Origin of the sequence: Mycobacterium nebraskense, from assembly GCF_002102255.1 — a bacterium.
In the GTDB taxonomy this organism is placed as follows: Bacteria; Actinomycetota; Actinomycetes; order Mycobacteriales; family Mycobacteriaceae; genus Mycobacterium; species Mycobacterium nebraskense.
In genome coordinates this window covers 1-4021 of sequence record NZ_LQPH01000175.1, presented here as the reverse complement: position 1 = coordinate 4021, position 4021 = coordinate 1, and the positions used below count along the sequence as shown (strand labels likewise).

Annotated in this window: 6 protein-coding genes; 1 reads left to right on the top strand and 5 read right to left on the bottom strand. The window is 61.7% G+C overall.

Features of this window, described 5'->3' with window-relative positions; all coding sequences use genetic code 11:
• Positions 1–160: 160 nt before the first annotated feature.
• Entirely contained in the window at positions 161–313 is a 153-nt protein-coding gene (locus tag AWC17_RS29110; protein ID WP_007168480.1) for an enoyl-CoA hydratase-related protein, read from the bottom strand.
• Between the two features lie 190 nt (positions 314–503).
• On the opposite strand from AWC17_RS29110, the gene AWC17_RS33170 reads away from it, so the two are divergent.
• Positions 504–647: a hypothetical protein gene (locus tag AWC17_RS33170; protein WP_155250266.1), complete on the top strand. Its 144-nt coding sequence runs from the start codon at positions 504–506 to the stop codon at positions 645–647.
• Between the two features lie 1447 nt (positions 648–2094).
• Here the strand turns inward: AWC17_RS33170 and AWC17_RS29095 are convergent.
• The 4 genes from AWC17_RS29095 to AWC17_RS29080 are packed head-to-tail and all read right to left on the bottom strand — an operon-like array spanning position 2095 to position 3506.
• Entirely contained in the window at positions 2095–2400 is a 306-nt protein-coding gene (locus AWC17_RS29095; RefSeq protein WP_007168485.1) for a hypothetical protein, read from the bottom strand.
• A gap of 60 nt (positions 2401–2460) precedes the next feature.
• Positions 2461–2802, bottom strand: coding sequence for a hypothetical protein (locus AWC17_RS29090; RefSeq protein WP_007168486.1), 342 nt, complete (start codon positions 2800–2802; stop codon positions 2461–2463).
• 20 nt (positions 2803–2822) lie between these two features.
• On the bottom strand, positions 2823–3230 hold the full coding sequence (locus AWC17_RS29085) for a type II toxin-antitoxin system VapC family toxin (RefSeq protein WP_007168487.1): 408 nt from the start codon (positions 3228–3230) through the stop codon (positions 2823–2825).
• Positions 3231–3233: 3 nt separating this feature from the next.
• Complete coding sequence (locus AWC17_RS29080) at positions 3234–3506, bottom strand: type II toxin-antitoxin system Phd/YefM family antitoxin (RefSeq protein ID WP_033711258.1); 273 nt, start codon at positions 3504–3506, stop codon at positions 3234–3236.
• Positions 3507–4021 lie beyond the last annotated feature (515 nt).

The following is a 4021-nucleotide window of genomic DNA, read 5'->3' as shown; positions in this document are numbered from 1 at the left end:
CCGCCGATCTATTCGCTGCCCTGTTAGTCTCGAGTGATCCGTCGGTGTTGCGACGTTGAGTAGAACCCACCCCGTCGTCAACACCTCACACCTCTGCCGCGTGGACCGGCCCTAAGTCATTACGTCACGATCGGCGGTGCCCTTGCCGCCGCGAGTGTCCTCACGGGCAAGACACTGCGAAAAGACCGCGCTTCGGCTCCATCACCGCGAATCGTGCGTCGGGCACGGCCACTCGGATGTCGGTGGAGCTCAACATCTCGAATCCGCCCGCCACGCAAGTGCCGTTGACCGCGGCGATGATCGGCTTGTACACGGGGAAGCGATGCAGGACGGCGTGGATTGCGTCGAGCTTGTCCAGAGAAGAATCCGGTTATTTCCGCCTGCATCCTGCGAGTCCGAGGCGGTCGGCGGCATCTCGCTGCCAGATGTCAAGACCCGGGTGTGTGCCAAGTGATAGGTCGACGGTTCGGCGTGTTCGTTGGTCGCCTGTCTACCGGATGGTCATGAGGCGTTCGGTCGGCCCGGTGCCTGTAGGTGAGGGCGGGGTGGCAGCCGCGGTGTTTCTGTGGGACGGTGCGGCGCTCGATTCGATGCGGCTGCGGCCGGTGCTCATTGCGGCGATCCCCTCTTCGGGTGCGTTTCAGTAGATCTGCATATCAGTACGCGGATCAATGAGGGGTCCTGCACTTGGGCCCAAGGTGAGGCGCGGCACCCCTCGCGCGTCGTCGGCGATGAGTTGCCGGCGGGCGTCTGCTGAGGCCCTGTGTTGGGGACGGTCTAGGTGCACGCGGCGAGGTGTGACTGCTGATCGGACTACGCAGGGAGCGATTTTTGGCCAACAGCGATACTGAATTCTAGGAAGAAAGGTTTCTGCAGATATCGGGCACCAACCGAGTAAGTCTAGTTTGCTGGCACCTTGAAACTCTGATAATCGTAATCAAGTCAGACTCTGGCCTGAATGATTCACGTTGTGCTCGATATCAGTAAGTACGCAGACGCGAATTGGCGCATGTCAGTACACCAGTACATGGTTGTTGAACTGCTGCAATATACGATTGTAGGTGTGGAAGTCAGTGTCTACTGAAACACTGAATTTATGAATATGAATCACTTTGCAAACAAGGTAGCCCAATTGGCTTGACGCTCACTTTCTGTAGTAGCTAAGCTGCATTGCATAGCCAAAGTTCATACAGCTGGTGGCATTGCTATCACCAGTTGTGGGAATCCAGTTGTGGGAATGGAGGTGAGCCCCATTACCACCTAAGTGACTGTGCAACGCACGACAAGTGCGCCGATCATAACGCGATCATCTAATGATCCATGAATTCGGAGGGGAACATGACTTGCAAGACACGACGCCGCGGTATCACGATCAAGCTCGGCATGGCCGCAGGTGCAGCTTTGGCCGCCGGGCTCATCCCGATAGCCAGCGCGGGCGCTGCCTGGGCGGATGAGCCAGACCCAGGGATCACAGTTGGGGGCGGCGGGTCTGGTGGAGTGTCCACCCCGATCGGTGGGGGCAGGGCGTCGACCGGCGGGTCCGGTGCTTTCAACGACAATGGCGGCGGCTTCGGTACTGGCACGTCGGGCGGTTTGACCGGTCCGGGCGGCGCTGGGAGCGGCGCTTCCACCGGCGCGGGCGGTGGTTTCACCCTGCCGGGATTGCCGGGATTTTGAGGTAGGCACCGCAGCGGGAATCGACATTTGACTGGCGTGGCCGCTAGCCGCGCAGCAACGGATGTCGACATGCGGGGCAAGCGGATGACGCACCCCGAAGCCTCGGGAGAGGACGTTTGCTTGGTGATTGGGACCGGTCGCCCGAGTCGCGCACATCGTGGCCGGGCGACCGCTCGTCGGCGGGTATGACGGTCGGCTGCCGAACACGCCTGGCGCCTGAAGCGGCCACCCATGATGCCGAGCATGAAGTGTTGGTGCGCGCGCCCAGTCGCAAAGTTCGTGATTGAGGCGTGACGGGCGGTCCACCACGCAACGCACGATGTCTTGCGGTCACCATCTTCCACCATCTTCGAGCCAGCGCCCGTTCACATCCGGCCACCAGGTCGGCAACGGGTCGCGGCGGGCAAGGCGGGCGGTTCATCGCGCTGCGCGGCGCACCAGACAGCGCGGTCGCCTGGCGTTTCTGCCGCGCGCTCGCAACGCCGTGCTGCGCCGCTTCATCGAGGCTGCAGTGCGCTTCATCGCGTCGATGAGGTCCTTGGCCTCGCCGATCGATTCCAAAATGGCCACCCGAGCTTGGCCGGCCTCCTTAGTCAGTGGTGTGCCCAGGAGCTGCCAGTCCGAGCGCAGCCAGTCGCGCGCCGCGCTGAGCGCTGATCTCACTTCGTCGATGCAGGCGCGGGCGTTCTCGAATAGTTCGGGACGAGTTGGCAGGTCAGCCATGGGTTGTCCTTTGCGGCGGGTTGTAGCGGGAAGCCGTGGGAGTGACGGCCGGCGAGGTTTTCACCAGCCGGCGTAGGCAAGGGGCAGGTCGGCGATGACTTGTCGGCGTGATTCGTCGAGGCTGGCAGCAATGTCGCTGAGGCCATTTGCGCCAAGTGATCGCAAGAGTTCGCCGCCGGGCTCAGAGTTGTAAAAGCTCACCATCGCCGCAAGGAACATCGCTTCGCCCGAGGACAGCCATCCGATAGCTGATCGGATCTCGTCGACCCTCGGCGAGAGATCCCACTTGCTGGTCGCGCTGTCCGGGGAAGTCTGGCCGTCGGCGAACCATCGGGGACCGGCGATCTCTACACCGCGCTGCCACGCTTGAAAAACGGTCTCATCATAGAAACGTGCTGACATGTGTTCTCCTCCTGAGCCGTTCATGAGTTTCTTCCAGGTGTGACAATCGTTATCCCGAGGGCACGGGCGGCGTCGCTGAGTCGACTGTCATAGGCGACCATGGCGGTCAATGGTGCTGTGGATGCGGCGATTTGAGCGGTGGCCAGGTGTATCGCATCGAGCGAGCGCAGCGCCGGATCGGGGTAGGCGGCCGCGGTGGCGCGGATGACCTGGTCGATTTCGAACCGATCCAGTCTGGCCAGCACAGAGGGGACAGCAGATAAGCCATTTGGGGCGACTGCGCGGATGGCTCTGGGGAGCTCCACTTCAGCCAAGGCAGATGTTATCCAACGTGTTTCGGTGCGTTCATCGAGCCAGTCAGCTAGAGCATCAGATTCGACTTCGATCCGGATCAGCTTGACCAGAGCCGAGGTATCCAGGTAGATCACCGGCTAATACCTTTCCTCGGCGCGCAGACGTTGCAATAGCGCGCCGGCGTCGAGATTGTCGTGCATCGGAACGGTCGGCCGCGGGGCTGGGCCGGCCAGCGTCGCCGGTTGCACTCTGCCGGCAGTGATCAACGCATCCAGTGGGCCGGCGGTAGCGGGGATTATTCGGGCGATGACTTCCCCGCGCTCAGTAAGCGTGATCTCTTCGCCACGCTTGACGCGGGCCAAGACCTTTGCCGTCTCTTGGTTGAGCATTCGGAGAGGTACTTCACTCATACCAATAATGTACTACATAGTTGTACTACATGCTATGGTGGCGCAACTGGGTGGGTTTCGGAGCGCCGGCGGCCCATGTCCACACGCCCGCCCCCGAGAATCAACCTATCGACGAAGCCGTTCAGGAACTCCGCGCCGGCCTCGTCGTCAGGCTCGCGGCCATCGGTGCTCACAAAGGGACCTATCCGTCTCTAGCTGCCTTGTCAGCTCAATTCTCACAGGTGGGGCAGAGATATGCGACGGTCAGCGCGTGGTTATACGGCCGAGCCATTCGCTTGATGCCGGCGGTCTGCGGGCGGTGCCGCTCAGTCAGTGCCGTCGTCCCGACCATTGGTGGCGCCAGCCACTCGGCCAACCTAGCCTTGACCTGCTCCGCCTGCTCCCGACTGTGGCACATGTCGTTTGCCATCTTTCCGAGTGTTACGCGGCAGGGGAGAAGGTCAAGTCCAGGGACGTGGTGTACGACGTCGTCGTGTGATTCTTCGACTTGGTGGTTTAGGCGGTCAGTGCCGCCG